The following is a 26,429-nucleotide window of genomic DNA, read 5'->3' as shown; positions in this document are numbered from 1 at the left end:
CGGTGGCGCGCTCCACGTTCCTCCTGCGGGATCGGACGCGCGACCCGGCAGGTCAGGCGACCGGCGCCCCCAGCCTCGGGTCCAGCCAGGCGAGGAGGTCGGCGACGACCTCGTCGCGGTTGGTCTCGTTGAAGACCTCGTGGCGGGCCTGCGGGTACACGTGCTGCTCGACCGGCAGGCCGCGTTCGGTGAACAGCTGCGCGAGGGCGGTCACCTGGACGGCGTCCGTGCCGCCGACCGGGTCCAGCTGCCCTGACTGCAGGAGCACGGGGAGCCCGTCCGGCAGGGCCGCGACCGCCTCGGGGGTGGCGGCCCGGACGGCGAGCGCGAAGACCCCGGCCGCGTAGGCGACGGTCAGCGGCATCTCGTCACCGCTGAGCGGATCGGCGATGTAGGCGTCGACCTCCGCCGGGTCTCGGGAGAGCCAGTCGTAGCGCGTGCGGGCCGGCTCGAAGGACTCGTTGAAGGCGCCGAGCGCGTCGAGGGCGTGGTCCCCCGCGCCGGCGGCGACGGCCTCCTCGAGCGCCGTGACGCTGTCGACCAGGTGCGGGGCGACACCGATCGGCCCCGAGAGCGCCAGCCCGGCGAGGTCGGCGCCGTTCCGCTCGGCGGCGGCCAGCGCGATGATCGAGCCCATCGAGTGCCCGAGCAGCACGCGCGGCACCCCAGGGTGGCGCTCGTCCATCACCAGGTGCAGCGCCTCGACGTCGCCGAGGACCGCGTCGACCCCGAGCCCTCCGAACCGCCCGATGCCGGTGCTCTCCGCCGTGCGGCCGTGGCCGCGCAGGTCCATGGCGTACACGGCGATGCCGCGGTCTGTGAGCGCGCCGGCCAGACGGCTGTAGCGGCCGGAGTGCTCCGAGGCACCGTGCACGACCTGCACGGTGCCCCGGACCTCGCCGCCCGGCTGCCAGTGGCGGTAACGCACCCGGGACCCGTCGGGCCCCTGCAGCACGCCGTCGTCGGACCTGAAGCTCATCGCACGCCCCTCCCGGCAGCCGGTGTGCACCCCGGACTACCGGTCGGGCCGTGCGCGGTCAAGCCGCTGGCCTCAGCTCGCCTTCCTGCGCGCCCGCTTCTTCGGGGCGGCGGCCGCCGCGACGGCGTCCGGGTCGAGCATGGGGACCAGGTACCGGCCCGTGTGGCTCTCGGGGACCGTGGCCAGGAACTCCGGCGGCCCCTCCGCGACGACCGTGCCGCCGCGGAACCCGCCCTCGGGACCCATGTCGATCAGCCAGTCGGCGCTCTTGATCACGTCGAGGTTGTGCTCGATGACGATGACCGAGTTGCCCTTGTCGACCAGGCCCTGCAGGACGAGCAGGAGCTTGCGGATGTCCTCGAAGTGCAGACCCGTGGTCGGCTCGTCCAGGACGTAGATGCTCCGGCCGTTGGACCGCTTCTGCAGCTCGCTGGCCAGCTTCACGCGCTGCGCCTCACCACCGGACAGCGTGGTGGCGGGCTGCCCGAGCCGTACGTAGCCCAGACCGACCTCCGTGAGCGTGCGCAGGTAGCGGGCGATCGCCGGGATGGCGGCGAAGAAGTCCGCCGCCTCCTCGATCGGCATGTCGAGGACCTCGGCGACCGTCTTGCCCTTGTAGTGCACCTCGAGGGTCTCCCGGTTGAACCGGGCGCCCTTGCACACCTCGCACGGGACGTAGACGTCGGGCAGGAAGTTCATCTCGATCTTCAGGGTCCCGTCACCGGAGCACGCCTCGCAGCGGCCACCCTTGACGTTGAACGAGAAGCGGCCCGGCTGGTACCCGCGGATCTTCGCCTCGGAGGTGCTGGCGAACAGCTTGCGGACGTGGTCCCAGACGCCGGTGTACGTCGCCGGGTTGGACCGCGGGGTGCGGCCGATCGGCGACTGGTCGACGTGCACGACCTTGTCCAGGTGCTCCAGGCCGGTGATGGTCCGGTGCCGGCCGGGCACCATCCGCGCGCGGTTCAGCTGGTTGGCCAGCGTCGTGTAGAGGATGTCGTTGACCAGGCTGGACTTGCCCGATCCGGACACGCCGGTCACGGCCACCAGGCACCCGAGCGGGAACGTCACGTCGACGCCCTTGAGGTTGTGCTCCCGGGCGCCCTTGACGACGAGCTCGCGGCCCGGGGTCGGCTCGCGCCGCTTCTCCGGCACCTCGATCGAACGGCGCCCGGACAGGTAGGCGCCGGTCAGCGACCGCTCGTTCGCCTTGAGGTCCTCGAGCGATCCGCTGACGACGATCTCGCCGCCGTGCTCGCCGGCGCCCGGACCGATGTCGACGATCCAGTCGGCGACCTTCATCGTGTCCTCGTCGTGCTCGACGACGATGAGCGTGTTGCCCATGTCGCGCAGCCGCACGAGCGTCTCGATCAGGCGGGTGTTGTCTCGCTGGTGCAGGCCGATCGACGGCTCGTCGAGGACGTAGAGGACGCCGACCAGGCCGGACCCGATCTGGGTGGCCAGCCGGATGCGCTGCGCCTCACCCCCGGCGAGGGTGGCCGCCGGCCGGTCCAGGGACAGGTAGTCCAGCCCGACGTCGACCAGGAAGGACAGCCGCGCCTGGATCTCCTTGAGCACCCGGTCGGCGATCGCCCGCTCGCGCTCGCCCAGCTCCAGGGAGTTCAGCCAGTCCGACGCCTCGCCGATCGACAGGTTGGTGACCTCGGCGATCGAGCGGCTGTTCAGCTTGACCGCCAGGATCTCCGGCTTCAGGCGGGTGCCGTGGCAGACGGGACAGGGCACGTCCCGCATGTAGCCCTCGTACTTGTCCCGCATGTAGTCGCTGTCGGTGTCCTCGTGCCGGCGCTCGAGGAAGGGCAGCACGCCCTCGAAGGCGGCGTAGTAGCTGCGCTCGCGGCCGTAGCGGTTCTTGTAGCGGACGTGCACCTGGTCGGGCGAGCCGTGCAGGATCGCCTTCTGCGCCTTGGCGGGCAGCCGCTCCCACGGGTCGTCCATCGAGAAGCCGAGCTGCTGCGACAGACCGGTGAGCAGCCGGGTGAAGTACTCGTTGCTCATCGACGTCGACCACGGTGCGATCGCACCCTGGGCGAGGCTCTTCTCCGGGTCGGGGACGACGAGCTCGGGGTCGACCTCCTTGCGGGTGCCGATGCCGGTGCACTCGGGGCAGGCGCCGAAGGGCGAGTTGAACGAGAAGGAGCGGGGCTCGAGGGCCTCGAACGACAGGCCGTCGTCCACGCACGCCAGGTGCTCGGAGAACGTGCGCTCGCGCTCCGGGTCGTCCTCCGCGAGGTCGACGAAGTCGAGGACGACGAGACCGCCGGCCAGGCCCAGCGCGGTCTCGACCGAGTCGGTGAGCCGGCGCTTCGCGCTCTCCTTGACGGTGAGGCGGTCGACGATCACCTCGATCGTGTGCTTCTCCTGCTTCTTGAGCTTGGGCGGCTCGGTCAGCGAGTGGATGACGCCGTCCACGCGGACCCGGGAGAAGCCCTGCGTCTGCAGGGAGCTGAACAGGTCGACGTACTCGCCCTTGCGCGCGCGGACGACCGGGGCGAGCACCTGGAAGCGGGTGCCCTCCTCCATGGCGAGCACCTGGTCGACGATCTGCTGCGGCGTCTGCCGGGAGATCGGCTTGCCGCAGTTCGGGCAGTGCGGCTGACCGGCGCGGGCGTAGAGCAGCCGGAGGTAGTCGTAGACCTCGGTGATGGTGCCGACGGTCGACCGCGGGTTGCGGTTGGTCGACTTCTGGTCGATCGACACCGCCGGGGACAGGCCCTCGATGAAGTCGACGTCGGGCTTGTCCATCTGCCCGAGGAACTGGCGGGCATAGGCCGACAGCGACTCGACGTACCGGCGCTGGCCCTCGGCGAAGATGGTGTCGAAGGCGAGGCTGGACTTGCCCGAGCCGGAGAGCCCCGTGAAGACGATCAGCGCGTCGCGGGGCAGGTCGAGGTGGACGTCCTTGAGGTTGTGCTCACGGGCGCCGCGGACGACGAGCCGGTCCATGTGATCCCTGTCAGTCGCTGTGGCCAGATGCATCATCACCGGGAGCAAGGCCCCCGGTCAGGGAGCTGTTCCCCCCGCTCGGCGTGCCCCCGTGTCGCTCCCGTCACGCTCGCGCGACGGCGCGCCGTCCTACCCCGCGGACGCCCGGGCGGGCGGCGCGGACGGTGGCGCGGTGGGATCGAAGACGGGGGCGTAGCGCCGCCAGGGCTGCAGGCGTTCCAGCTCTCCGGCCAGCCAGAGTAGCCGCGATTCGGCACCCGGGGGGCCGACGAACTGGACCGCCACCGGCAGCCCGTCGGGCCGGCTGCCGGCGGGGAGCACGGCGGCCGGCAGGCCGGCGAGGTTCCAGGCGGCGGTCCACGGTGCCCAGCGGGCGTTGGCCGCGATGTTGGCCAGGAACCCGCGCTCGTGCCAGGGCCGCGCGGGCAGCGGCGGACCCGTCGTGACCGGGCTGAGCAGAACGTCGACGTCGCCGAAGAACGCCACCATCCGCTCCCGGAACCGCTCGGCCGTCCGCGGGCGGACCAGGCCCGCCCGCCGGACGAGGCGACCGATGCGGGCGTGCGTGCGGCTGCGCGGCTGGAGCGCGCGCCGGTCGATCCCCAGGTGCTCCGCGTCGTCCTCCGCGCCGACCATCCACCGGGTCAGCGCCCCGGCGGCCGCACCGAGGGTGATCGGGGGCTCGCGGCGCACCACCGTGTGGCCGGCCGCCCTGAGGCGCTCGACCACCGCCTCGACCGCCGCGCGGGTGGCCGCGTCGGCACGCACACCCGGGACCGGGGAGCGGGTGGACAGCGCGATGCGCAGCGGCCGGCCGGGAGCCTCGGGCTCGCCCGGCTCCTCCCCCGCCAGCACGGCGTGGGCCACCGCGAGGTCGGACACCGTGGTCGCCAGGGCGCCGTTCACCGCCATGCCCGACCAGCTGTCCGCGCCGATCTCGGCGGGCACGACACCGGTGCCGGGCTTGAGGGTGACCAGGCCGCAGGCGGCGGCCGGGAGGCGCAGGGACCCCATGCCGTCGTTGCCGTGCGCCAGGGGGACCGAGCCGGAGGCCACCGCCGCGGCGCTGCCCCCGGAGCTGCCGGCCGGCGAGCGCGCCGTGTCCCAGGGGTTGCGGCTGACCGCGCCGGGGCCGTCGGTCGCGGCGTAGAGGCACAGCTCGGGGGCGCGCGTGATGCCGACGACGATCGCCCCCGCCTTGCGGAGCCGGGCGACCACCGGGTGGTCCCGGTCCGCCGTCCGCTCCGGGCAGGCCGGCGAGCCGTCGGTGCAGACCTCGCCCGCGACGTCCACGTTGTCCTTCACCGCGATCGGGACGCCGGCGAGCGGGAGCGCGAAGCGGGTGAGCGCCGTGTCGATGGCGTGCGCCTCGGCGAGCGCGGCCTCGCGCCGGACGACGCGGAAGGCACCGACCCGGGCATCCACGGTGTCGATGTGGTCGAGGTGGGCGCGGACGACGTCGACCGCCGTCACCTCGCCCGAGCGCACCAGCCGCGCGATCTCGGTGGCCGGCAGGCCCACCGTGGCGGCCGCGCTCGGAGCGGGCCGGGCACTGTCGAGAGCTCCGCTAGCGTCCATGCCTGGACCGTAACGGCGTCCGCCGACACTTTCCGATCGGAGTCCTCGATGACCGCCTCTCCCCCGTCCGGCGACCGGGCCTACACCGGCGACGTCGAGGTGGGCGGCCCCGCCGACGTGCGCGAGCTGCCCGGGCTCACCATCACGAAGCTCGCGGTGAGCGAGATGGCGAACAACGCGTACCTGCTGCGGTCGACGGCCACCGGCGAGGGGCTGCTGATCGACGCCGCCGCCGATCCCCAGGCGCTCCTGGCGCTCATCGGGGACGGGGGCGTGCGCACCGTCGTCACCACCCACGGCCACTGGGACCACCACCGGGCGCTGCCCGAGGTCGCCGAGGCGACCGGAGCTGTCACCGTCGCGGGGACGGCCGATGCGGCGGACCTGCCGGTCCCCGTGCAGCGCACCGTGGAGCACGGGGACACGGTGAATGTCGGCGACCAGGTGCTCGAGGTCGTCCACCTGCGCGGGCACACCCCCGGCAGCATCGCCCTCGTCTGGCGAGGCCCGGACGACGCGGGCGTCCACGTCTTCACCGGCGACAGCCTCTTCCCCGGCGGGGTCGGCAACACGCAGAAGGACCCGGAGCGCTTCGCCAGCCTCATCGAGGACGTCGAGCGCCGTCTGTTCGACGTCCTCCCGGACGAGACGTGGGTCTACCCCGGCCACGGAAAGGACACGACCCTCGGCGCCGAGCGCCCCCACCTCCGTGAGTGGCGCGAACGCGGTTGGTGAGGGCGTCGAGGCCGTCGACGGGAATCACCGTGAGGCCGTGACGCGTCCACCACGTGCGTCCGCGTCTGCGAGTCGGCGGGTTCTCGCGACGCCTGACGGGGTGGCCCACCACGTCGGTGCCCGACGATCACCCGGGCCTGATCCACGCCACTCCCGGGCACTCCCTCACGACCGCCCACCGCGGATGCGCTGGACCGCGAAGCGGCGCTGACCTGTACCGATATCCTTGCCCGAGTCTCGCCTCGCCAGTCGAGCGGCCAGAGGAGCAGCGTGAGGTCCAGGGTCAGGCCACCGTCGCTGAAGGATGTCGCCCGGGAGGCAGGGGTCTCCCACCAGACCGTCTCCCGCGTCATCAACAACGGGCCGCGGGTCTCCGTCGCCACCCGGGACCGCGTCCTGGCGGTGATCGCCGAACTTGGCTACCGGCGCAACGACGCCGCCCGTGCGCTCTTGACCAGCCGGTCGCGCACGATCGGCGTGATCGCGGACGCCTCGCCGCGGTTCGGGCCGGTGAGCACGCTCGCCGCCGTGGAGTCGGCGGCCCGGGAGGCGGGCTACTCGGCGCTGGTGGCGACGATGAGCAACCCGAACCCGGAGCTGTTGACCGACACGTTGGGCAAGTTCACCGAGCGCGGCGTGGAGGGGATCGTCGTCATCGCTCCGCGCGTGCCGATGGCGCACGTCGCCCAGGAGACGTCCGCGGACCTCCCCGTGGTGATGCTGTCCCCGGGCGAGGCCAGTCACGCCGGGATCACCGTCTTCTTCGAGGACCAGGAGCTCGGAGCCCGCCTGGCCGTCCGTCACCTCGCCCGCCTGGGCCACCGGGAGATCGCCCACCTGGCCGGCAGCCAGGAGTGGCTCGACGGTCAGGTCCGGCTGCGTGGCTGGCAGGCCGAGCTCGAGGCCCACAGGCTCCGGCCCGGCCCCATCCGTTACGGCGACTGGTCCGGGGAGAGCGCATACCGGATCGGGCAGGAGATGGTTGCCGAGGGCCTCCCGACGTCGATCTTCATCGCGTCGGACCTCATGGCCCTCGGTTTCCTGCGCGCGCTGTACGAGGCCGGCGTTTCGGTCCCTGGAGACATCTCGGTGGTCGGATTCGACGACAACGAGTTCGCGCCGCAGGTGCATCCGCCGCTGACCACGGTCCGTCAGTCGTTCCAGACCGTCGGCGCGCGCTGCATGGAGATCCTGCTCGGTCTGATCGCCGGCGACGACGTCGACACGACGCCCGCCATCCCCCAACTCATCGTGCGCGGATCGACCGCGCACCGCTGAGCACGGGAACGCTCCGAGCAGCTCAGCGGGCGGGCACGCGGCGCAGCCGAGGGCCCGCTGTCGGCCTCCTGGCGATCCTGAGGCGAACGTTCGCCCAACCCTTGACGCGACATAGGGCGAACGTTCACACTTCCTGAGACGCGCGCCACAAGCGGGCGACCACATGAGGTCGAGGCGAGGCGGCACAAGCAGCCGTCCCCGCTCTCTGCCCACGAACCGGCCGGCTCTCGCCCGGCTGGTGCACCAGCCGGCCGTACCGGTGCACGTCGAACCTGTCTCGACCCCTGCCGAGGACGCGGGGCCGCGGGATCCACGGCAACGACGGGCGTTCGGGAGCCCGTCGAGCCGCTCGACATCACTCCCTGCCTGGCCGGACGTCGTCGCCGGAGACCCCGCAGCCGCGGAGGGCGACGACGAGCCACTCGACATCACGACTGAGCAGTCGTGCAGCGCACCACGTGGAAGGACGCAACGATGCGGATCGCTCACCACACGATCACCTGGGGTGGGGTCGTCGGGGACCCCACCGGAGTGACCAGCATCAAGGACCTCTACTACCGGTCCCACGGCTCGATCATCGAGGCGGTACAGGCCATAGGGGCCCTCGGCTACGAGGGGACCGAGGTGTTCGACGGCAATCTCGCCGCGATCGCCGACGACCCGCTGCCCTTCCTCGACACGCTCGCCGCAACGGGCGTGGAGCTGGTCAGCGTCTACTCGGGTGCCAACTTCGTGTACGCCGACGTGCTGCCCGACGAGATGGCGCGCCTGCGCAGGGCGTGCGAGCTGGCACGTCGGTTCGGGGCCTCGCGCCTCGTCGTCGGCGGCGGTGCGCGCCGGGCCACGGGCACCCCTGAAGAGGACTACGACCGGCTCGGTGCGGCACTCGACGCGGTGGTCGACCTCGCGGCCGAGCACGGGCTCGACGCCAGCTACCACCCCCACCTGTCGACCATCGTGGAGTCCCCGGACGAGCTCGACCGGCTCATGACCCGCACCCGCATCGGCTTCTGCCCGGACACCGCTCACCTCGCCGCCGGCGGCGGGGACCCGGCCGCGCTGATCCGCCGCTATCCCGAGCGCCTGAAGCACGTCCACCTGAAGGACATCGACCTCGCCACCCGCACCTTTCTCCCGCTGGGGCAGGGCGACCTGGACTTCGACGACATCCTCCGTGCCGTCGTGGAGGCCGGCTACGACAGCTGGCTCGTCGTCGAGCTCGACTCCACCGAGGGCGCCCCCCGGGATGCCGCCGCGGTGAGCCTCGACCACCTGCGCCGCCTGCTCGTCGGCGGCCCGTCCTGACGCACCGCCTCCTGCGTTCGATCCAGCCCTCGTCCGAAACCCTCTCGAAAGGTCTCTCCATGTCCAGGTCAGTCCTGCCGGGCCGCCGCGGCTTCGGCGTCCGGCTGCTCGCGGTGCCCGCCGCGTTCTGCTTCGCCCTCACGGCCTGCACCGCCGCAGGTGGGGGCGCCTCCGACCCCGAGGGCGAGGTCGACGAGGCCTTCCTCGAGCAGGTCGACGCGGCGCTCGCCGAGGTGGAGTCGCAGGTCCTCAGCACCGGACCGAACGGTGAGGAGCCCGAGTCCGCGGACGCGGCGGAGCTCACGGACGAGCAGGTCGAGCAGGTCAAGGCCCTCGGAGCGAGCGCGGCCGTCGTCATGCACTACGCGGGAGACGACTGGTCCACCTCGCAGATCGAGGGTCTCCGGGACGAGTTCGGGCGCCTCGGCATCGAGGTCCTCTCCGTCACGGACGCCGACTTCGACCCGGCTCAGCAGGTGTCCGACATCGAGAACGCGCTCACCCAGCAGCCCGACGTCATCGTCTCGCTGCCCACCGACCCGGTGGCGACCGCAGGCGCCTATCGGGCGGCGGTCGAGGCCGGCACGAAGCTCGTGTTCATGGACAACGTCCCGGAGGGTTTCGTCGCCGGAGAGGACTACGTCTCGACGGTCTCGGCGGACAACTTCGGCAACGGCGTCATCTCGGCGCACCTGATGGCCCGGTCGCTCGGCGGTCAGGGCACCCTCGGCCTGATCTTCCACGAGGCCGACTTCTTCGTGACGCAGCAGCGGTACGACGGCTTCAAGCAGACCATCGAGCAGGAATACCCCGACATCGAGATCGTCGAGGAGCAGGGCATCGCCGGTCCGGACTTCGCCGGTGACGCGCAGACGGCGGCCAACGCGATGCTGAGCCAGCACCCGGACCTCGACGGTCTGTGGGCGGTGTGGGACGTCCCCGCGGAGGGCGTGCTGGCAGCGGCGCGGGCCGCTGGACGCGACGACCTCAAGGTCGCGACCCAGGACCTCGGGCTGAACGTGGCCATCTCGATGGCCCAGAACAAGAACGTCGTCGGGCTCGGCGCCCAGCGGCCCTACCAGCAGGGTGTCACCGAGGCCCGGCTGGCCGCCCTGGCGTTGCTGGGCGAGCAGACCCCGGCCTACGTGGCCCTGCCCTCGCTCGGCGTCTCGCACGAGAACGTCCTGGAGGCGTGGAAGACGGTCTACGGAGAGGACGCGCCCGCGGACCTCGCCGACTCGTACGTCGACTGACCACCCCGACCGACGCCGGCCCCGACGAGAAGGAGCGACATGAGCCCAGGCAGTGACGGCGGCACGGCCGCCGGAGCACCTGCGGTACGGATGCACGGGGTCACCAAGTCCTTCGACGGAGTCCGCGTCCTGACCGACGTCGACTTCGAGGTGCGGCGAGGCGAGATCCATGCCCTCGCCGGGGGGAACGGGGCCGGCAAGTCGACGCTGATGAAGATCCTGCAGGGCGTCTACAGCAAGGACGCCGGCGAGATCGAGGTGGACGGACGCGCGGTCGAGCTGACCAGCACCCACGACGCGCGGGCCGTGGGCATCGGCATGGTGTTCCAGGAGTTCAGCCTCGTCCCCACCCTGACGGTGGCGCAGAACATCTTCCTCGGTGTCGAGCCACTCGCCTCCGGCCTCATCCGGGACAAGCAGGCCGTCGCCCTGGCGCGGGCCGTCTTCGCCCAGATGGAGGTCGACGTCGACCCGACCGCCACGGTCGGCCGGCTCGGCACGGCGTACTGGCAGCTCACGGAGATCGCCAAGGCGCTCGCTCAGAACGCCCGCGTCCTCATCATGGACGAGCCCACCGCCAGCCTGGCCAAGCACGAGGCCGACAACCTCTTCGAGCTCGTCGGACGGCTCAAGGCGCGGGGGATGTCGGTCATCTACATCTCGCACCGGATGGACGAGGTCTTCAGGATCGCCGACCGCATCACCATCCTGCGCGACGGCCGTCGCCTGCTCACCGAGCGGCTGAGCGACCTCACCCCGGCGCAGGTGGTGGAGGGGATCGTCGGCCAGCAGATGGAAGGAGAGATGGCGTACAAGCAACGCACCGCTCAGGGGGAGCCCGCGGGCGGCGGGGCCGACGTCGCCCCGGTGCTCGAGCTGCGCGGCGTGACTGCAGGCCCGTGGGTCCAGGACGTCTCCTTCTCCATCGCCCCCGGGGAGATCGTCGGGCTCGCCGGGCTGATGGGCAGTGGGCGGACGGAGCTGGCCCGAGCGCTGTTCGGCATCGACCCCATCACCACCGGCGAGGTGCTCGTCCACGGCCGCGCCGTACGCCTCACCAGTCCCCGGCAGGCCATCGCCGCCGGGATCGCCATGATCCCGGAGGACCGGCGGGCCCAGGGACTCGTCCTCGACCACTCGGTCCGGGACAACCTCCTGCTGCCGCTGCTGCGACGGTTCCGGTGGGGGCCGCTCGTCGACGACCGCGCAGCGCGAAGGGTCGCCCGGGATCTCATCCAGCGGTTCCGCGTCAAGGTGGCCGACGACGCCAGGGCCGTGCGCCGGCTCTCGGGCGGCAACCAGCAGAAGGTCGTCATCGCCAAGTGGCTGGGAACCGACCCCGCGGTCCTGGTCATGGACGAGCCGACGGCCGGGGTCGACATCGGCACCAAGACCGAGATCCTGGACACGATCCGCGGTCTCGCCGACGAGGGCATGGGCGTCCTCGTCATCTCTTCCGAGTACCCCGAGCTGCTCGCCGTGAGCGATCGCGTCGTCGTGCTGCGCAACGGCGCGGTGCACCGCGTCCTCGCGCGGGCCGACATCCCCGACGAGCAGTTCCTCCAACTATCCGTGCAAGGAGCCTGACCCATGGCGACGACGACGTCCCCACCGGCCGACGTGGGGAGCCGCAGCGCGAGCCGCACCGCCTTCCTCTCCGGGCTGGACTGGCGCCGGTACATCATCTACATCGGCTTCGTCCTGGTCTTCATCGTCTTCGCGGTGACCCTCGGCGACAACGGCTTCCTCACCCCGAACAACCTGCTCAACATCGTCCGGCAGTCGGCGATCATCGCGATCATCGCCGTCGGCATGACGTACGTCATCGCCTGCGCCGAGATCGATCTGTCCGTGGGATCGACCGCCGGCCTGGCCAGCGTGATCACCGCGATGGCGATCTCGAACTACGGCGTCGTGGCCGGCATCGCCGGCGGCCTCCTGGTCGGCATCGTGGTGGGGTCGATCAACGGCGCGTTGGTGAGCATGCTCAACATCCCGTCCTTCCTGGTCACGCTCGGCATGCTCGGCATCGCTGTCGGGGTCGCGCAGTGGATCACCGATTCCGCGCCCCAGCCGATCCTCGACGCGACGTACAACCTCGTCTTCGGTGGCGGCAACTTCGGGCCGGTCCCCGGCCTGCTCGTCTGGATGGCCATCGTCGTCGTCATCGGTGCCGTGGGTCTGGCGAAGACCCGCTTCGGGCGCCAGGTCCTCGCCACCGGCGGCAATCGCACGGCCGCGGACTTCACCGGGATCAACACCCGCCGGATCAAGTTCCAGGTCCTGCTCATCTCGTCCGTGCTGGCCGCTCTGGCGGGCATGCTCTACGCCGGTCGGCTGGAGTCGGGGCGCTTCCAGTGGGGCACCGGCGACGAGCTCTCGGCGATCGCCGCGGTGATCCTCGGTGGTACCAGCCTGTTCGGAGGCGCGGGGTCGGTCGTCGGGACCCTGGTGGGCGCCCTGCTCATCGGACTCATCAACAACGGGCTGGTGCTCGCCGGGCTGGACACCAGCCAGCAGCAGGTCGTCCGAGGCGTGATCATCATCCTCGCCGTCGCGCTGGCGAGGCGGAAGTGAGCGACGCGCCGCTGCGGCACGGGATCGTCGGCACGGGGTTCATGGCGACCGTGCACGCCCGCGCGGTGCGGCGGGCGGGGTCGGTCGTCTCCGTGGTGGCCGGCAGCACCCCGGAACGGGGACAGGCCGCCCGCTCATCCCTCGGCGCCGAGTCGGCGGCGGGTCACGCGGCGGAGGTCGTGACCTCGCCGGAGGTCGACGTCGTGCACATCTGCACGCCGAACGACACCCACGGGACCCTCGCGCGCCTGGCGCTCGAGGCCGGCAAGCACGTCGTCTGCGAGAAGCCGCTCGCGACCGACCCGGCCGAGGCGGCCACGCTCGCGGAGCTCGCCACCGCGGCGGACGTGGTCGCCGCCGTCCCGTTCGTCTACCGCTTCTACCCCACCGTCCGGCACGCCCGCGCGATGGTGGCCCGCGGCGACGCCGGCACGTTGTGGATGCTGCACGGTTCCTACCTGCAGGACTGGCTCGCCGCTCCCGGCGGGACGAACTGGCGAGTGGACGCCGCACGGGGCGGGCAGTCCCGCGCGTTCGGCGACGTCGGCATCCACTGGTGCGACCTCATGGAGTTCGTCACCGGGCACCGCATCACGGCGCTGTCGGCACGGACAGCGGTCCTGCACCCGGAGCGGGCCGGCCAGCCGGTGTCCACGGAGGACGGCGCCTCGGTGGTGTTCGAGACCGATCAGGGGGCCACCGGCTCCCTCGTCGTGTCCCAGGCCTCGCCGGGCCGCAAGAACCGGCTGGCCTTCTCGTTCGACGGAACGGTCGCGTCCGTGGCGTTCAACCAGGAGCAGCCCGAGGAGCTGTGGATCGGCGGCGTGGACGGCAACCGCACGGTGCTGCGGGATCCCGCCGCCCTCGACCCGGCAGCCGCGGGCTACGCCGTCGTCCCGGCCGGGCACCCGCAGGGCTACCAGGACAGCTTCGACGCGTTCGTCCTCGACGTCGTCCGCTCGGTCCGCGGGGAGCACGTACCCGGCCTGCCGACCTTCGCCGACGGCGCACGCGCCGCTCGGATCACCGACGCGGTGCTGCGCTCGTCGCACGCCCGGACCTGGGTGGGAGTGCCCGCATGACCGGCGACACGTTCTTCGACGGGCACCAGCGAGCCACCATCGCCGCCGCGATGGCCCGGATGATCCCCACGGACGACGCGCCCGGCGCTGCCGAGGCAGGGACGATCGACTTCCTCGACCGGTACCTGTCCGGTCCCGGGTACGTCTACGCGCGCCCGGACGGCAGCGGCTTCGAGGCCCTGACCGGGCGACGGCTCGCCGCCTGGACGCACCGCCTGGAGCTGATCCGGGAGCGGTACGTCGCCGGCGTCCGGGCGCTGGACGCCGCAGCGCGCAAGCACGGGGCAGATTTCGTCGACCTCGACGCCGACGCCCAGGACGACGTCCTCCGGGAGCTCGAGCGTCCCGAGGGTCACGCGCAGGAAGCCGATCTCGCCCGCAGCCGGGTGACCCTGTACGGCGCCCCGGTCGAGACCGCCCTGCAGCAGACCAACGCCGAGCTCGACCTCGGGTTCGTCCCGCTCCTCGCCCTGCACACCCGCCAGGGCTTCTACGCCGATCCGGTGTACGGCGGCAACCGCGACCACATCGGCTGGCAGGTCATCGGCTTCCCGGGGCCGGCCAGCCTCGCCGAGGTGCACCAGGGCCGCTACACGACGATCGACTACTTCGCCGAGAACCCGGTGCACCCCGGGACGGAGGACTGACATGACCACGACCACCGGCCGCGATCGCACGGACGTCCTCATCATCGGCGCCGGCGCCTCGGGCGCGACGGCCGCCAAAGTGCTCACCGAGCGGGGGCTGCGAGTCGTGGCGCTCGAGAAGGGGCCGTGGCGCACCAAGGAGACGTTCGGCGGTGACGAGCTCGCCAGCATCAACCGGTACGACCTCTGGCCGGACCCGCTGCTGAACCCCCGGACGCACCGCACCGGCGTCGACCAGCCGGCCACCACCGAGCTGTTCTGCCCCGTGCCCCAGATGGTCGGCGGCGGCACCGTGCACTGGCAGGGCTGGCTGCCCCGCTTCACCGAGGAGGACTTCCGCTTCCACAGCGTCGTGGGGGACGTCCCCGGCGCCTCCCTGGCCGACTGGCCGATCTCCTACGCCGAGCTCGAGCCGTACTACACCGCTGTCGAATGGGCCTTCGGTGTCTCCGGCAAGGCCGGTGCCAACCGCTACGAGTCTTTCCGGTCCAAGGGCTATCCGTGCCCGCCGATGCCCATGTCGCGGTACGCGGAGAAGTACCACGCCGGTGCGTCGGCCCTGGGCTGGAACTCGTTCCCGACCCCGCAGGCCGCCCTCTCCCAGCCCTTCGACGGCCGGCCCGCGACGGTGATCAGCGCATTCGCGCAGCAGCACGGCGACCCGACCGGCACCCGGTCGAGCGCCCTCAACGTCTTCGTGCCGCACGCGGTCGCGACCGGGCGGTACGACCTGCGCCCGGACAGCTATGTCCGGGAGATCACGGTCGACGAGCGCGGCAGAGCCAAGGGCGCGGTCTACGAGGACGCCGAGGGCCGGCTCCACGAACAGGAGGCCGACGTCGTCATCCTGGCCTGCGGCGCGGTGGAGACCGCGCGGCTGATGCTGCTGTCCACCTCGGCCCGGCACCCTCGCGGCCTCGCCAACGAGAACGACCTCGTCGGCCGCAACGTCACCTTCCACGAGTTCAGCTCCGCCGTGGGCACCTTCGACGACCCGATCTACGCGTGGGCGGGCGGCGGCTACGTCAGCGCGAGCTCCTTCGAGTTCTACGCCCACGACGACAGCCGCGGGTTCGCGGGCGGCGGTCACATGGCGACGTCCGGGGTCGGCATCCCCCTGCCGATCAACTGGTCCCTGCCGGACCGTCCGGCCTGGGGGGCGGAGGCGAAGCGCGTCGACCGGGAGTTCTTCAACCACTCCATGGCGGCGTCGATGGTGCTGCACGACCTGCCCCAGCACGACAACCGCGTCGACCTCGACGACACCGTCGTCGACGACTGGGGACTGCCCGTCGCGCGCATCACGCTCACCCCCCACGAGAACGACCTCGCGATGGGACGGTTCCTCATCGACCGCAGCGCGGAGATCCTCGAGGCGGCCGGCGCGACCAGTGTGCAGAAGGTCTACCCGGACCGGGTCACCGGCAACTGCTCCCACCAGCACGGGACCACACGCATGGGCGACGACCCGGAGACCTCGGTGCTCGACCGCGACTGCCGGGCGCACACCGTCAGCAATCTGTTCGTCGTCGACGGCGGCCCGTTCCCGACCGGTACCGGCGCGAACCCGACGCTGACGATCATGGCCAATGCCTGGCGCGTGGCTGAGCGCATCGCAGCGGGACGGGACGCCGCGAGCCGAGGCTGATGGCGCGAGCCCGCTCCAGCCCCGTGTGGGCGAGTGGCGCGCCCGCGGATGGTGACTCGAACGGCCCAAGTGATTGACGCACAGTCACATTCGACACATCGGTGCGTCGCCGCTTGGTGACGTGCAGTCACAGGAAGTTTGCCCGGGCTGGCGCGGTGGTTGCGAGAGCAACTTCCGCTGGTACCCCGTTTCCCCGTAACCGATCCCTCACTCCTCGCGTTGTCGGGTGGTCCCCGTCCGGCCATCGTCACCGGAATCGGGGACCGCCCAGCACCGGCGACCGCGCCGGGCGAGACGAAGGGGAACGGGATGCACGAACTGCGAACGAGGCCGGGGCGCCGCGCGCTGGCCGTGACCACGGGCGCGCTGCTGCTCGCCGTAGGCCTGCCCGCCACGGCGGCCGCCGCACCCGGCGGCGGCAAGCCCGGCGGTGGGCACGGCGGCGGGAACGCCTGCGAGCACCGGAGCAACAACAGCTACGACAAGTTGCTGGAGTGCGTGACGCTCGAGGGCGTCATGGAGCACCTCCGGGCCTTCCAGGACATCGCGACGAAGAGCACCGACCCCGTCTACCCCGGCACGCGCGCCGCGGGGACCGACGGCTACGCCGACAGCGTCGACTACGTGGCCGGCCTGCTCGAGGACGCCGGCTACGTCGTGACGCTCGACCCCGTCGAGGTCACGTTCAACTTCCCCGCGACCCTGCGCCAGCTCGCTCCCACCCAGGCCGAGTACGAGACGGGCGTCTTCACCGGCAGCGGGTCGGGCGAGGTCGAGGGCAACGTGTTCCCGATCGACATCAACCTCGAGAAGGGCGACGACGCCGTCTCGACGAGCGGCTGCGAGCCGGAGGACTTCGCTCCGTTCGACTGGTCCGGTGACAGTGACATCGCACTCGTCCAGCGCGGTACCTGCTTCTTCGGGACGAAGGCCTTCTACGCCGAGCAGGCGGGCGCCGAGGCCGTGATCGTCTTCAACCAGGGCAACACGCCGGAGCGCGAGGAGCTCGTCGTCGCGGACGCGACGAGCGTGGACGAGCCGATCCCGGGGGCGCCCGGACCGGTCACCCACGGCATTCCCGTCGTCGGGGCGAGCTTCGAGGACGGCCTCGCACTCGCCGAGCCGGGCTCGACGGCGTACGTGAACGTCGACCCCGCCGAGACGCGCACCGACTACAACGTCATCGCCGAGCTGCCGGGCAAGAACACCGACAACGTGGTCATGGCCGGCGCGCACCTGGACAGCGTCATCGAGGGCCCAGGCATCAACGACAACGGCTCCGGGTCCGCCGCAATCCTGGAGACCGCCCTGATGCTGGCCAACACGAAGCCGGAGAACACCCTCCGCTTCGGCTGGTGGGCGGCTGAGGAGCAGGGCCTGGTGGGCTCCGCCGACTACGTCGAGGGGCTGTCGGAGGCCGAGCGCGACCGCATCGCGCTCTACATGAACTACGACATGGTCGGCTCGCCGAACTACATCCAGATGGTCTACGACGCCGACGAGTCGACGTTCGAGGCGCCGGTGCCCGTCCCGCCCGGCTCGACCGCCATCGAGGACGTCTACGAGTCGTACTACACGATGATCGAGGAGCCCTACGACGACACCGAGTTCTCCGGTCGCAGCGACTACGAGGCGTTCATCCTCGCGGGCATCCCGTCGAGCGGTCTGTTCACCGGCGCGGAGGTGCTGAAGACCGCGGAGCAGCAGGAGATCTGGGGCGGCGTCGCCGGTGAGTCGTTCGACCAGTGCTACCACCTGGCCTGCGACGACATCGACAACCTGAACGAGCACGCGTTGGAGGTCAACAGCGACCTGATCGCGTTCGCGATGCAGACGTTCGCCTACTCGACGGAGTCGGTGAACGGCGTCCCGGGCAAGAAGGTCCCCGGCAAGCCGTTCGTGCTGCCGGCTCCGGCGGGCCCGCAGGGCACCTTCGCCACCGAGGAAGCGGGCGGCGGCGGGCACTCGCACGAGCTCGAGACCGCGTAGCACCTGATGTGGTCGGGGCCGGCCCTGCGGGCCGGTCCCGACCACGTCACTCCCCGAACCGGACGTCGTGCTCCCGGCCCGGGGCCAGGAAGGACAGCAACCCCTCCCCCTCCGCCAGGACGTCGTCCCGCTCCGCGGGCGTCAGCGGCTCCGACTGCCGGACGGTGAGCACCGTCGCCCCGCCCTCGCGGCGGGCCGCCCAGGTGGCGCGGAGCAGCCCGTCCACCAGCACCGTCCCCACCCAGCCGCGGGGCCCGCCCTGGAGCAGCACGTGGTCGGCGTCGGCGACGACGCGGGAGCGGTCCGCGTGCGACAGGACGACGTTGTCGTACTCGGCGAGGAAGCGGACCGGCGCCGGGGTGTCCGGGTCGGGCAGTTCGCCGTCCGGGACGTCGAACAGCTCGGCGCCGTCCTCCCCGCGGAACCGCCGGAGCTCGTCCCCCAGGCGGTCCACGACCTCCCGCAGCTTCGTCAGGCCGCACCAGGCCTGGACGTCGCGCACGGTGGCCGGCCCGAACGCCCCGAGGTACCGCCGGACCAGGTCGTCCAGCGAGCCCGCCGTGGCCGGACGCCCGGCCAGCCACGCGTCGACCGTCGTCATCACCGCCGCGCCCGTCCCGTCCCACAGCCCGCGCGGCGGGGGCTGCACCCACGGCACCCAGTAGGAGACGCAGAAGGCGACGGCCTCGGCGTCGACACCCGGGTGCCGCCGGGCCAGCTCACGCTGGAGCTGCGCACGCCCCATGGGCGTTCCCGCGAGCAGCTCCGCCGCCTCGGCGACCACCGCCGCGACGTCCTGACCCCGGAGCCGCTGGCCCCAGGCGGTGCTGGAGACCGTGCGGTCGAGCACCGGCTGCAGCAGCGGCCGGAGCACCAGCGCATCCGCGGCCGTGACCGTGTGGATGGTGGTCCGCATCAGCTGCGTGCGCACCACGTCCCGCCCGGTCATCAGGGCGTCGAGCTCGGCGGTGTCGTATCCCCGCAGCCGGTCCCAGAGCGCCAGGTGCGGCACCCGCGGGACCTGCGCCTGCAGGCCGACCAGGTGCTCCAGCGCCCCGGCGACCGGCCGGTCCACCCGCTCCAGCAGCAGCTGCCGGGCCAGCGTGGCCCGCCCGAGCGCCCGGCGGCCCAGGACGTCGGGCATCCGCGCGGTCCTCAGCCGACCCGGCCGGCGCGCACCGCGAGCGGCTGGGCGGGCCGGTGCCCGTTCGCCGCCGCCGCCTCGGCCGGCCCGACCTCCTGCGCGTCGCCGGGGTTCTGCGCCGTCGGCAGCCAGCGGGCCCACCAGCGGAGGATGTGATCGAACCGCGCCAGGCGGTGCCGAGGCCGACCCGACCGGCTGAGCTCGTGCCCCTCTCCGGGGAAGAGCAGCAGCTCGGACGGCACGTCCCGCCGCTTGAGCTCGACGTAGAGCCGCGCGCCCTGCTCGAGGGGCGTGCGCCAGTCCTCCTCGGAGTGGATCACCAGGGTCGGTGTCGTGATCCGGTGCGCGGACGCCAGGGCGCTCTGGGCGGCGATGCGCTCCGGGTCGGTGCCCAGGTAGCGGTCCGGGAGGTACCAGCCGACGTCCGACGACCCGACGAAGCTGACCGGGTCGGTGAAGGCGCGCTCCACGACGGCCGCGGCGAACCGGCTCGTGCGGCCGATGAGCAGCGCGGTGAGGTAGCCGCCGTACGACCCGCCCATGACGCCCACCCGCTCCTCGTCGAGCGCCGGGTCCTCGAGCGCGGCGTCCAGGAACGCGAGCACGTCGTCGACGTCCACCCCGCCCCACGCGCCCTCGATGGCCCGGCCGTGCGCGGCCCCGTAGCCGGACGAGCCGCGCGGGTTGCACTGGACGACGGCGTACCCGGCGGAGACGTAGGTCTGGGTCTCGTCGAACAGCGTCCAGCCGTACTGCGTGAACGGGCCACCGTGCACGGTGAGCAGAACGGGGTGCGGCCCGGGCCCCGGCGGGGTGGTCACCCAGCCGTGCACCGGGTGCCCGTCGGGCGCCGTCGCCGTCCGCTCCCGCATGCGGTGCACCCGGCCGGTCTCACCCAGCGCCCGGCCGAACGAGGTCAGCAGCCGGCGCCGTCCGGACGTCAGGGCGACCAGCTCGCCCGCGGACCTGTCGTGCGCGACGACGGCCACCACGACCCCTCCCCCGGTGGCGAAGGAGCGCACGCCGAACGGCCCGTCGACCAGCGCGGTCGGGGCGCTGCCGTCGAGCGGCACGGACAAGAGCTCCACGCTCCCGCGGCGCTCGACCCCGACGAGGAGGGCTCCGTCGGTCACCACCGTCGCCGGCGTCTCGTCACCGCGCTGGTGCTCCTCCGGGTCCAGCAGCGGGACGAGCGACCCGTCGTCGGCCACCCGGCACGGCACCGCCTGCTGGGCGACGAAATCCAGACCCTCGGGGCCCAGGTCGGGGACGGCGGTGACGAACAGCTCGTCGCCCGCCCAGGCGGGAAGGGCGCAGTCGCCTCGGGAGGCGGTGACCCGGCGCAGCCCCGAGCCGTCGGGGGCGACGGCGTAGACGTCCCGGACGAGGTCGCGGTCGGCGCGGGGGTGGCGCGCCGAGACGAAGGCCAGCTCCGCGCCGTCCGGGCGCCACGTGACGTCCTCGCAGTCCGCGTCCCCCTCCGTCACCTGGACCGGCTCCGGCAGCGGGGCCGTGTCGTCGGTGAAGTCGGCAGGCAGGTCGAGCATGAACACCTGGCTCCGGCGGTCGGCCAGGAAGCCGACGCCGTCCAGCCGGTACTGCAGGGTCGTGATCAGCCGGGGCGGCTCGGCCCCGGGTTCCACGTCGGCGACCGTGCCGTAGCGGCCGTGCTCCGGCACCCGGGCGACGTACGCGAGCCGCCGGGAGTCCGGCGACCAGACCGGCGCGCCCGCACCCAGGTGGTGGTCGGTGAGCCGGCGCGGCTCGCCCCCCGCAGTGGGCAGCAGCCAGATCTGGGGACGCCCGCCCGGCTCGGCGCTCAGGAAGGCCAGCCAGCGGCCGTCCGGGGAGAAGGCCGGGGCGGTGTCGCGGTGCCCCGACGTCACCGGCCGGGCAGGGGCGGACCCGTCCGTGGGCACGGCCCAGAGCTGGCCGCGGTACTCGTCGGACTCGAGGTCGGGTCGGGTGACGGCGACCACCGCCATCCGGCCGTCCGGCGACACCGTGGGGGCGCCCGGCGTGCGCAGGAGCGCGAGGTCGGTCGGCCGCATGACCGCGACGCTAGCCGAGCGGGCGGAGCCCGAGCCCCGCCCCCGGCTCAGCGGCGGGCGCGCTCCTCGTCGGACTCGTCGGCGATCCGGGACTCCGCGGCGGCTGCCGCCTCCGGGCCACCGGTCGGCACCGACTGCGCGGTCGCGGTGTCGACGGCGGTCTCGTCGGCGTCGACCAGCTGCCCCCGCGTCTTGACCAGGCTGGCGACCGTCGCGACGACGAGGACGCCGAGGATGATCGTGAGCGACAGCCAGATGGGGATCTCCGGCACGGCGTCGATGTGCTCCCCGCCGTTGATGAACGGCAGCTCGTTGGTGTGCAGCGCCTCCATGATCAGCTTCACGCCGATGAAGGCGAGGATCACCGCCAGGCCGATCGACAGGTAGACCAGCCGCTTGAGCAGGCCGCCCAGCAGGAAGTAGAGCTGGCGCAGACCCATCAGCGCGAACACGTTGGCCGTGAAGACGATGAACGGCTCCTTCGTCAGGCCGAAGATCGCCGGGATGCTGTCGAGGGCGAAGAGCAGGTCCGTCGTCCCGAGGGCGAGGAAGACGACGATCATCGGCGTCCACATCTTCTTGCCGCCCTCGGTCACCCGGATCTTGGCGCCGTGGAAGTCCTTGGTGATCGGCAGGACCTTGCGCATCCGCCGGATAAAGGCGTTCTCCTCGTAGTCCTCGTCCTCGCCGCGGTGCCGCACGAGGTTGATCGCCGTGTACACGAGGAACGCGCCGAAGATGTAGAAGACCCAGGTGAAGCGCTCGATCACCGCGGCGCCCAGCAGGATGAAGATCCCGCGGAGCACCAGCGCGATGATGATGCCCACCATCAGCGCCTCTTGCTGGAGCTTCCGGGGCACCTGGAAGCGCGCCATGATGATCACGAAGACGAAGAGGTTGTCGACCGAGAGCGAGTACTCGGTCAGCCACCCGGCGTAGAACTCCGTCGCGTACGTGCCGTTGGTGAAGGCCAGCAGCAGGAGCCCGAATATCAGGGCGAGCCCGACGTAGAAGCTGACCCAGAGGCTCGCCTCCTTGACGGAGGGCTCGTGCGGACGGCGGGCGACGATGGCGAGGTCGGCGAGCAGCAGGACTGTCAGCCCCACGAACGTCGTGACCTCGAACCAGACGGGGAGCTCCACGGGGCCTCACTCTACGGGCGGGCCCCCGCCGTCGCTGACGGCGCCGGAACCGGTCGGGCGGTCATGACGCGTCGCTGCGGCCCGTTGCCGGCACCGCAGCGACGCGGTGGATCAGTGCTAGCGGTGGAGCGGTTCGTCCTCGGAGGCGGTGACCGACGCGGCGACGTCCCGGTCGGGCGTACTGCTCGCCGGGACCGCCGGCCCGGCGTCGGCCGGGGCCGCGCCGCCGACGGCGCCGCTGCCGGCCAGCGCGACGTGCTCGGCCCGGTCGCGCCGGTTCTTCGCCAGGCTGGCCACGGTGGTGACGACGAGGGTCACGAGGATGACCGACAGCGACAGCCACGTCGGGATCTCCGGGATCACGGTGACGTGCTCGCCGCCGTTGATGAACCCCAGCTCGTTGGTGTGCAGGGCGTGGATGACCAGCTTGACGCCGATGAACCCGAGGATGACGGCGAGACCGTAGGACAGGTAGACGAGCCGGTCGAGCAGGCCGTCGATGAGGAAGAACAACTGGCGCAGGCCGAGCAGCGAGAAGGCGTTGGCCGCGAAGACCAGGTAGGTCTCCTGGGTGAGCCCGAAGATCGCCGGGATCGAGTCGACCGCGAAGAGGATGTCGGCGCTGCCGATGGCGATGAGCGCGATGGCCAGCGGGGTGATGTACCGCTTGCCGTCGATCTTCACGGCCATCTTGTCCGAGTGGTACTCGTCGGTGGTCGGGAAGATCCTGCGAGCGCCGCGCAGGAGGATGTTCTCCTTGTAGTCCTCTTCCTCCCCGTGCCCACCGCTGCGCGCCTGCGCCCAGGCGGTGTAGATCAGGATCGCGCCGAAGAGGTAGAAGACCCAGCTGAAGTTCTCGATCGCGGCGGCGCCGATGAGGATGAAGACGGTCCGCAGGATCAACGCGAACGTGATGCCGTACAGCAGCACCTTCTGCTGCAGTTCCCGCGGCACGGAGAAGCTGGCCATGATCAGCACGAAGACGAAGAGGTTGTCGATCGACAAGCTCTTCTCGGTGATGTAGCCGGCGAAGTACTCGCCGCCGAACTGGGCCCCGTAGAACCAGAAGATCAGCAGGCCGAACACGACCGCGATGGCGACGTAGACGCCGGACCAGATCGCGGATTCACGCAGGGTGGGCGCGTGCGGGGTCCGCACGTGCCCGACGAGGTCGAAGATCAGCATCCCGACGATCAGACCGATCGTGAGAGCCCACACCCAGAAAGGGACGTCCATACGGCATTGCCTCCGGCAACTGGCAGCAGTCAGTTCCGGAGGTCTCTCCCGCCACCGGCCGGAGCCGGCGACCGACGGGACCGGAGATCATGGGATCTCGTACTGACGGCCCTGCCGCGTGGGGATACTCCCCTCCACGGACCCCCGGTCGAGGGCGCGCGTCAGCGCCCGCACTCCGTGTGGTCCGTCCCGTGCAACGGCAGCCGGCGGGCGAGAGTTCCCGGTCGCCACCGGCGCTCGCGAGACGTGCGTCACAGCGCCCGCTCAGGCGGGGCGCCGGCTCCTCGGCAGCGCAGCGACGGCGGCGTCGTAGGAGGCGTCGACCAGCTCGTGCACCTCGTCGTCGGGCACCGGGCCGGTGAAGTCGACGGAGTTCCAGCCGTACCGGCCCACGTAGTGGCTCGCCGTCACGGCCCCGGGGTAGCGGTCGCGCCACTCCCCTGCCTCGGCGGCGTCGCGACCGCACTTGACGCTCACAGTGCTCGCGCCGATGAAGGCGAAGCCCTTGCCGCCAACCTTGGCGACCAGCTCCTCCTCGCCCCAGGGGTACGTCTCCTCGGCGCCCGGCTTGGCGAGGCAGTAGGCGACCAGCTCGTCCCGGGTCACGGCGGACCCGTCACGCGTGAGCCGCGTCGAACTGGCGGAGCTCCTTCTTGAGCTCGCTCAGCTCGTCGCGCAGCCGGGCGGCGACCTCGAACTGCAGCTCGCGCGCCGCCGCCAGCATCTGCTCGTTCATCTGCGTGATCAGGTCGGCCAGCTCGTTGCGCGGCAGGCCCTGGACGTCGATCGAACCGGCCTTGGCCTTGCCCTTCGACGACAGACCCGGGACGGGCGCCTTGCCACGCGACTGCTGCCGGCCCGAGCCGCCGATGAGCTCGGCCGACTCGGAATCCTCCGCCTCGCGGTAGATGCCGTCGAGGATGTCGACGATCTTCTTCCGCAGCGGCTGCGGGTCGACGCCGCGCTCGGTGTTGTAGGCGATCTGCTTCTCGCGCCGGCGGTTGGTCTCCTCGATCGCCTGGGCCATCGACGGCGTGATCTTGTCCGCGTACATGTGCACCTGGCCGGAGACGTTCCGGGCCGCGCGCCCGATGGTCTGGATCAGCGAGGTGCCCGAGCGGAGGAAGCCCTCCTTGTCGGCGTCCAGGATGGCGACCAGCGACACCTCCGGCAGGTCGAGACCCTCGCGGAGCAGGTTGATGCCGACCAGCACGTCGTACTCGCCCTGCCGCAGCTCGCGCAGCAGCTCCACCCGGCGCAGGGTGTCGACCTCCGAGTGCAGGTAGCGGACCTTGATGCCCAGCTCCAGCAGGTAGTCGGTGAGGTCCTCGGCCATCTTCTTGGTCAGCGTCGTGACCAGGATCCGCTCGTCCTTCTCCGTGCGGAGGCGGATCTCGTGCACCAGGTCGTCGATCTGCCCCTTGGTCGGCTTGACCACCACCTCGGGGTCGACCAGGCCGGTCGGGCGGATGACCTGCTCGACGAACTCACCGCCGGTGCGCCCGAGCTCGTAGTTCCCCGGCGTCGCGGACAGGTAGACGGTCTGGCCGATCCGGTCGGTGAACTCCTCCCACTTCAGCGGCCGATTGTCCATGGCCGACGGCAGCCGGAAGCCGTGCTCGACCAGCGTCCGCTTGCGGCTCATGTCGCCCTCGTACATGCCGCCGATCTGCGGCACGGTCACGTGCGACTCGTCGATGACGAGCAGGAAGTCCTCGGGGAAGTAGTCGATGAGACACGCGCCGGCGCTGCCCGGCGCCCGCCCGTCGATGTGCCGCGAGTAGTTCTCGATGCCGGAGCAGAACCCGACCTGGCGCATCATCTCGATGTCGTAGGTGGTGCGCATGCGCAGCCGCTGGGCCTCCAGCAGCTTGCCCTGGCGCTCCAGCTCCGCCAGCCGCTGCTCGAGCTCGGCCTCGATGCCCCGGATGGCCCGCTCCATGCGGTCGGGGCCGGCGACGTAGTGCGTGGCCGGGAAGACGAACAGCTCCTGGACCTCGCGCACGACCTCACCGGTCAGCGGGTGCAGGTAGTACAGCCGCTCCACCTCGTCGCCGAACATCTCGATCCGGACGGCGAGCTCCTCGTAGACCGGGAAGACCTCGATCGTGTCGCCGCGCACGCGGAACGTGCCACGGGTGAACGACAGGTTGCGGGTGTACTGCTCGGTGACCAGCGTGCGGAGCAGCTCGTCGCGGTCGCGCTCCTCCCCCACCGAGATTTTCAGCGCCCGGTCGACGTACTCCTGCGGGGTGCCCAGGCCGTAGATGCAGGACACGGTGGCCACGACCACGACGTCCCGCCGGGTGAGCAGCGCCTGCGTCGCCGAGTGGCGCAGGCGCTCGACCTCCTCGTTGATCGAGGAGTCCTTCTCGATGTAGGTGTCGGTCTGGGGGACGTACGCCTCGGGCTGGTAGTAGTCGTAGTACGAGACGAAGTACTCGACCGCGTTGTTGGGCAGCAGCTCGCGGAACTCGTTGGCCAGCTGCGCCGCGAGGGTCTTGTTCGGCGCCATGACCAGCGTCGGGCGCTGCACCTGCTCGATCAGCCAGGCGGTCGTCGCCGACTTCCCGGTACCGGTGGCGCCCAGCAGGACGACGTCCTTCTCCCCCGAGTTGACCTTCTCGGCGAGGGCCGTGATCGCCGCCGGCTGGTCACCGGAGGGCTCGAACTCGCTGACGACCCGGAACTTGCCCTGGGTCGGCCGGATGTCGGTGGTCGCGCGCACGGGAGAAACGGTACGACGCGGGTGTGACAGAACGGGTCCGAGCGAGCGGATGGGCCGACTGGTGAACCCGGGGAGAACGGGACGCAACTGATA

Annotated in this window: 19 protein-coding genes; 10 read left to right on the top strand and 9 right to left on the bottom strand. The window is 71.7% G+C overall.

Translation table 11 applies throughout. The features are described from left to right. Positions 1 to 52 precede the first annotated feature (52 nt). From ACI78T_RS18470 to ACI78T_RS18460, 3 genes are all read right to left on the bottom strand, one after another. Positions 53 to 979, bottom strand: a complete 927-nt coding sequence (locus ACI78T_RS18470; RefSeq protein ID WP_456559587.1) for an alpha/beta fold hydrolase — start codon at positions 977 to 979, stop codon at positions 53 to 55. Positions 980 to 1,051: 72 nt separating this feature from the next. After that, positions 1,052 to 3,943: an excinuclease ABC subunit UvrA gene (gene uvrA, locus ACI78T_RS18465; protein ID WP_456559586.1), complete on the bottom strand. Its 2,892-nt coding sequence runs from the start codon at positions 3,941 to 3,943 to the stop codon at positions 1,052 to 1,054. 129 nt (positions 3,944 to 4,072) lie between these two features. Next, positions 4,073 to 5,521, bottom strand: coding sequence for an amidase (locus ACI78T_RS18460; RefSeq protein WP_456559585.1), 1,449 nt, complete (start codon positions 5,519 to 5,521; stop codon positions 4,073 to 4,075). 48 nt (positions 5,522 to 5,569) lie between these two features. On the opposite strand from ACI78T_RS18460, the gene ACI78T_RS18455 reads away from it, so the two are divergent. From ACI78T_RS18455 to ACI78T_RS18410, 10 genes are all read left to right on the top strand, one after another. Continuing rightward, a complete protein-coding gene (locus tag ACI78T_RS18455) occupies positions 5,570 to 6,256 on the top strand; it encodes an MBL fold metallo-hydrolase (protein ID WP_456559584.1) in 687 nt (228 codons plus the stop codon). A 270-nt stretch (positions 6,257 to 6,526) separates the two neighbouring features. Then, positions 6,527 to 7,534, top strand: a complete 1,008-nt coding sequence (locus ACI78T_RS18450; protein ID WP_456559583.1) for a LacI family DNA-binding transcriptional regulator — start codon at positions 6,527 to 6,529, stop codon at positions 7,532 to 7,534. A gap of 474 nt (positions 7,535 to 8,008) precedes the next feature. Then, positions 8,009 to 8,839 carry a sugar phosphate isomerase/epimerase family protein gene (locus ACI78T_RS18445; protein WP_456559582.1) on the top strand — a complete coding sequence of 277 codons (831 nt, stop codon included), beginning with the start codon at positions 8,009 to 8,011 and terminating at the stop codon, positions 8,837 to 8,839. A gap of 59 nt (positions 8,840 to 8,898) precedes the next feature. Further along, positions 8,899 to 10,092, top strand: coding sequence for a substrate-binding domain-containing protein (locus ACI78T_RS18440; RefSeq protein WP_456559581.1), 1,194 nt, complete (start codon positions 8,899 to 8,901; stop codon positions 10,090 to 10,092). Between the two features lie 39 nt (positions 10,093 to 10,131). Continuing rightward, complete coding sequence (locus ACI78T_RS18435) at positions 10,132 to 11,679, top strand: sugar ABC transporter ATP-binding protein (RefSeq protein ID WP_456559580.1); 1,548 nt, start codon at positions 10,132 to 10,134, stop codon at positions 11,677 to 11,679. A gap of 3 nt (positions 11,680 to 11,682) precedes the next feature. Continuing rightward, on the top strand, positions 11,683 to 12,669 hold the full coding sequence (locus tag ACI78T_RS18430) for an ABC transporter permease (RefSeq protein WP_456559579.1): 987 nt from the start codon (positions 11,683 to 11,685) through the stop codon (positions 12,667 to 12,669). Continuing rightward, positions 12,666 to 13,751 (top strand): Gfo/Idh/MocA family protein, encoded by a 1,086-nt coding sequence (locus ACI78T_RS18425; protein WP_456559578.1) that lies wholly within the window; start codon positions 12,666 to 12,668, stop codon positions 13,749 to 13,751. The genes ACI78T_RS18430 and ACI78T_RS18425 overlap by 4 nt, the downstream gene beginning before the upstream one ends. Further along, the gene (locus ACI78T_RS18420) at positions 13,748 to 14,398 is read left to right on the top strand and encodes a gluconate 2-dehydrogenase subunit 3 family protein (protein WP_456559577.1); all 651 of its coding nucleotides are present in this window, start codon (positions 13,748 to 13,750) and stop codon (positions 14,396 to 14,398) included. The genes ACI78T_RS18425 and ACI78T_RS18420 overlap by 4 nt, the downstream gene beginning before the upstream one ends. 1 nt (position 14,399) lies before the next feature. Next, the gene (locus ACI78T_RS18415; protein WP_456559576.1) at positions 14,400 to 16,046 is read left to right on the top strand and encodes a GMC family oxidoreductase; all 1,647 of its coding nucleotides are present in this window, start codon (positions 14,400 to 14,402) and stop codon (positions 16,044 to 16,046) included. 309 nt (positions 16,047 to 16,355) lie between these two features. Beyond that, positions 16,356 to 18,035: a M20/M25/M40 family metallo-hydrolase gene (locus ACI78T_RS18410; protein WP_456559575.1), complete on the top strand. Its 1,680-nt coding sequence runs from the start codon at positions 16,356 to 16,358 to the stop codon at positions 18,033 to 18,035. 46 nt (positions 18,036 to 18,081) lie between these two features. On the opposite strand, the gene ACI78T_RS18405 is transcribed toward ACI78T_RS18410, so the two are convergent. The 6 genes from ACI78T_RS18405 to uvrB form a co-directional block, all read right to left on the bottom strand. Next, positions 18,082 to 19,179 (bottom strand): winged helix DNA-binding domain-containing protein, encoded by a 1,098-nt coding sequence (locus ACI78T_RS18405; RefSeq protein WP_456559574.1) that lies wholly within the window; start codon positions 19,177 to 19,179, stop codon positions 18,082 to 18,084. An 11-nt stretch (positions 19,180 to 19,190) separates the two neighbouring features. Next, positions 19,191 to 21,230 (bottom strand): S9 family peptidase, encoded by a 2,040-nt coding sequence (locus ACI78T_RS18400; RefSeq protein ID WP_456559573.1) that lies wholly within the window; start codon positions 21,228 to 21,230, stop codon positions 19,191 to 19,193. A gap of 47 nt (positions 21,231 to 21,277) precedes the next feature. After that, complete coding sequence (locus ACI78T_RS18395; RefSeq protein WP_456559572.1) at positions 21,278 to 22,372, bottom strand: TerC family protein; 1,095 nt, start codon at positions 22,370 to 22,372, stop codon at positions 21,278 to 21,280. Between the two features lie 117 nt (positions 22,373 to 22,489). Then, a complete protein-coding gene (locus ACI78T_RS18390; protein ID WP_456559571.1) occupies positions 22,490 to 23,608 on the bottom strand; it encodes a TerC family protein in 1,119 nt (372 codons plus the stop codon). A 264-nt stretch (positions 23,609 to 23,872) separates the two neighbouring features. Beyond that, complete coding sequence (locus ACI78T_RS18385) at positions 23,873 to 24,214, bottom strand: MmcQ/YjbR family DNA-binding protein (RefSeq protein WP_456559570.1); 342 nt, start codon at positions 24,212 to 24,214, stop codon at positions 23,873 to 23,875. 10 nt (positions 24,215 to 24,224) lie between these two features. Continuing rightward, positions 24,225 to 26,336, bottom strand: a complete 2,112-nt coding sequence (gene uvrB, locus ACI78T_RS18380; protein WP_456559569.1) for an excinuclease ABC subunit UvrB — start codon at positions 26,334 to 26,336, stop codon at positions 24,225 to 24,227. Positions 26,337 to 26,429: the final 93 nt, after the last annotated feature.

It is taken from the genome of Blastococcus sp. SYSU D00922 (genome assembly GCF_054050495.1).
This window is presented reverse-complemented; position numbering and strand designations above follow the sequence as displayed.

What these genes read in the sequence shown, in the direction of transcription:
- ACI78T_RS18470 (WP_456559587.1), bottom strand. Translation starts at nt 979, where the DNA reads ATGAGCTTCAGGTCCGACGACGGCGTGCTGCAGGGGCCCGACGGGTCC.
- uvrA (WP_456559586.1), bottom strand. Translation starts at nt 3,943, where the DNA reads ATGGACCGGCTCGTCGTCCGCGGCGCCCGTGAGCACAACCTCAAGGAC.
- ACI78T_RS18460 (WP_456559585.1), bottom strand. Translation starts at nt 5,521, where the DNA reads ATGGACGCTAGCGGAGCTCTCGACAGTGCCCGGCCCGCTCCGAGCGCG.
- ACI78T_RS18455 (WP_456559584.1), top strand. Translation starts at nt 5,570, where the DNA reads ATGACCGCCTCTCCCCCGTCCGGCGACCGGGCCTACACCGGCGACGTC.
- ACI78T_RS18445 (WP_456559582.1), top strand. Translation starts at nt 8,009, where the DNA reads ATGCGGATCGCTCACCACACGATCACCTGGGGTGGGGTCGTCGGGGAC.
- ACI78T_RS18440 (WP_456559581.1), top strand. Translation starts at nt 8,899, where the DNA reads ATGTCCAGGTCAGTCCTGCCGGGCCGCCGCGGCTTCGGCGTCCGGCTG.
- ACI78T_RS18435 (WP_456559580.1), top strand. Translation starts at nt 10,132, where the DNA reads ATGAGCCCAGGCAGTGACGGCGGCACGGCCGCCGGAGCACCTGCGGTA.
- ACI78T_RS18430 (WP_456559579.1), top strand. Translation starts at nt 11,683, where the DNA reads ATGGCGACGACGACGTCCCCACCGGCCGACGTGGGGAGCCGCAGCGCG.
- ACI78T_RS18420 (WP_456559577.1), top strand. Translation starts at nt 13,748, where the DNA reads ATGACCGGCGACACGTTCTTCGACGGGCACCAGCGAGCCACCATCGCC.
- ACI78T_RS18415 (WP_456559576.1), top strand. Translation starts at nt 14,400, where the DNA reads ATGACCACGACCACCGGCCGCGATCGCACGGACGTCCTCATCATCGGC.
- ACI78T_RS18410 (WP_456559575.1), top strand. Translation starts at nt 16,356, where the DNA reads ATGCACGAACTGCGAACGAGGCCGGGGCGCCGCGCGCTGGCCGTGACC.
- ACI78T_RS18405 (WP_456559574.1), bottom strand. Translation starts at nt 19,179, where the DNA reads ATGCCCGACGTCCTGGGCCGCCGGGCGCTCGGGCGGGCCACGCTGGCC.
- ACI78T_RS18400 (WP_456559573.1), bottom strand. Translation starts at nt 21,230, where the DNA reads ATGCGGCCGACCGACCTCGCGCTCCTGCGCACGCCGGGCGCCCCCACG.
- ACI78T_RS18390 (WP_456559571.1), bottom strand. Translation starts at nt 23,608, where the DNA reads ATGGACGTCCCTTTCTGGGTGTGGGCTCTCACGATCGGTCTGATCGTC.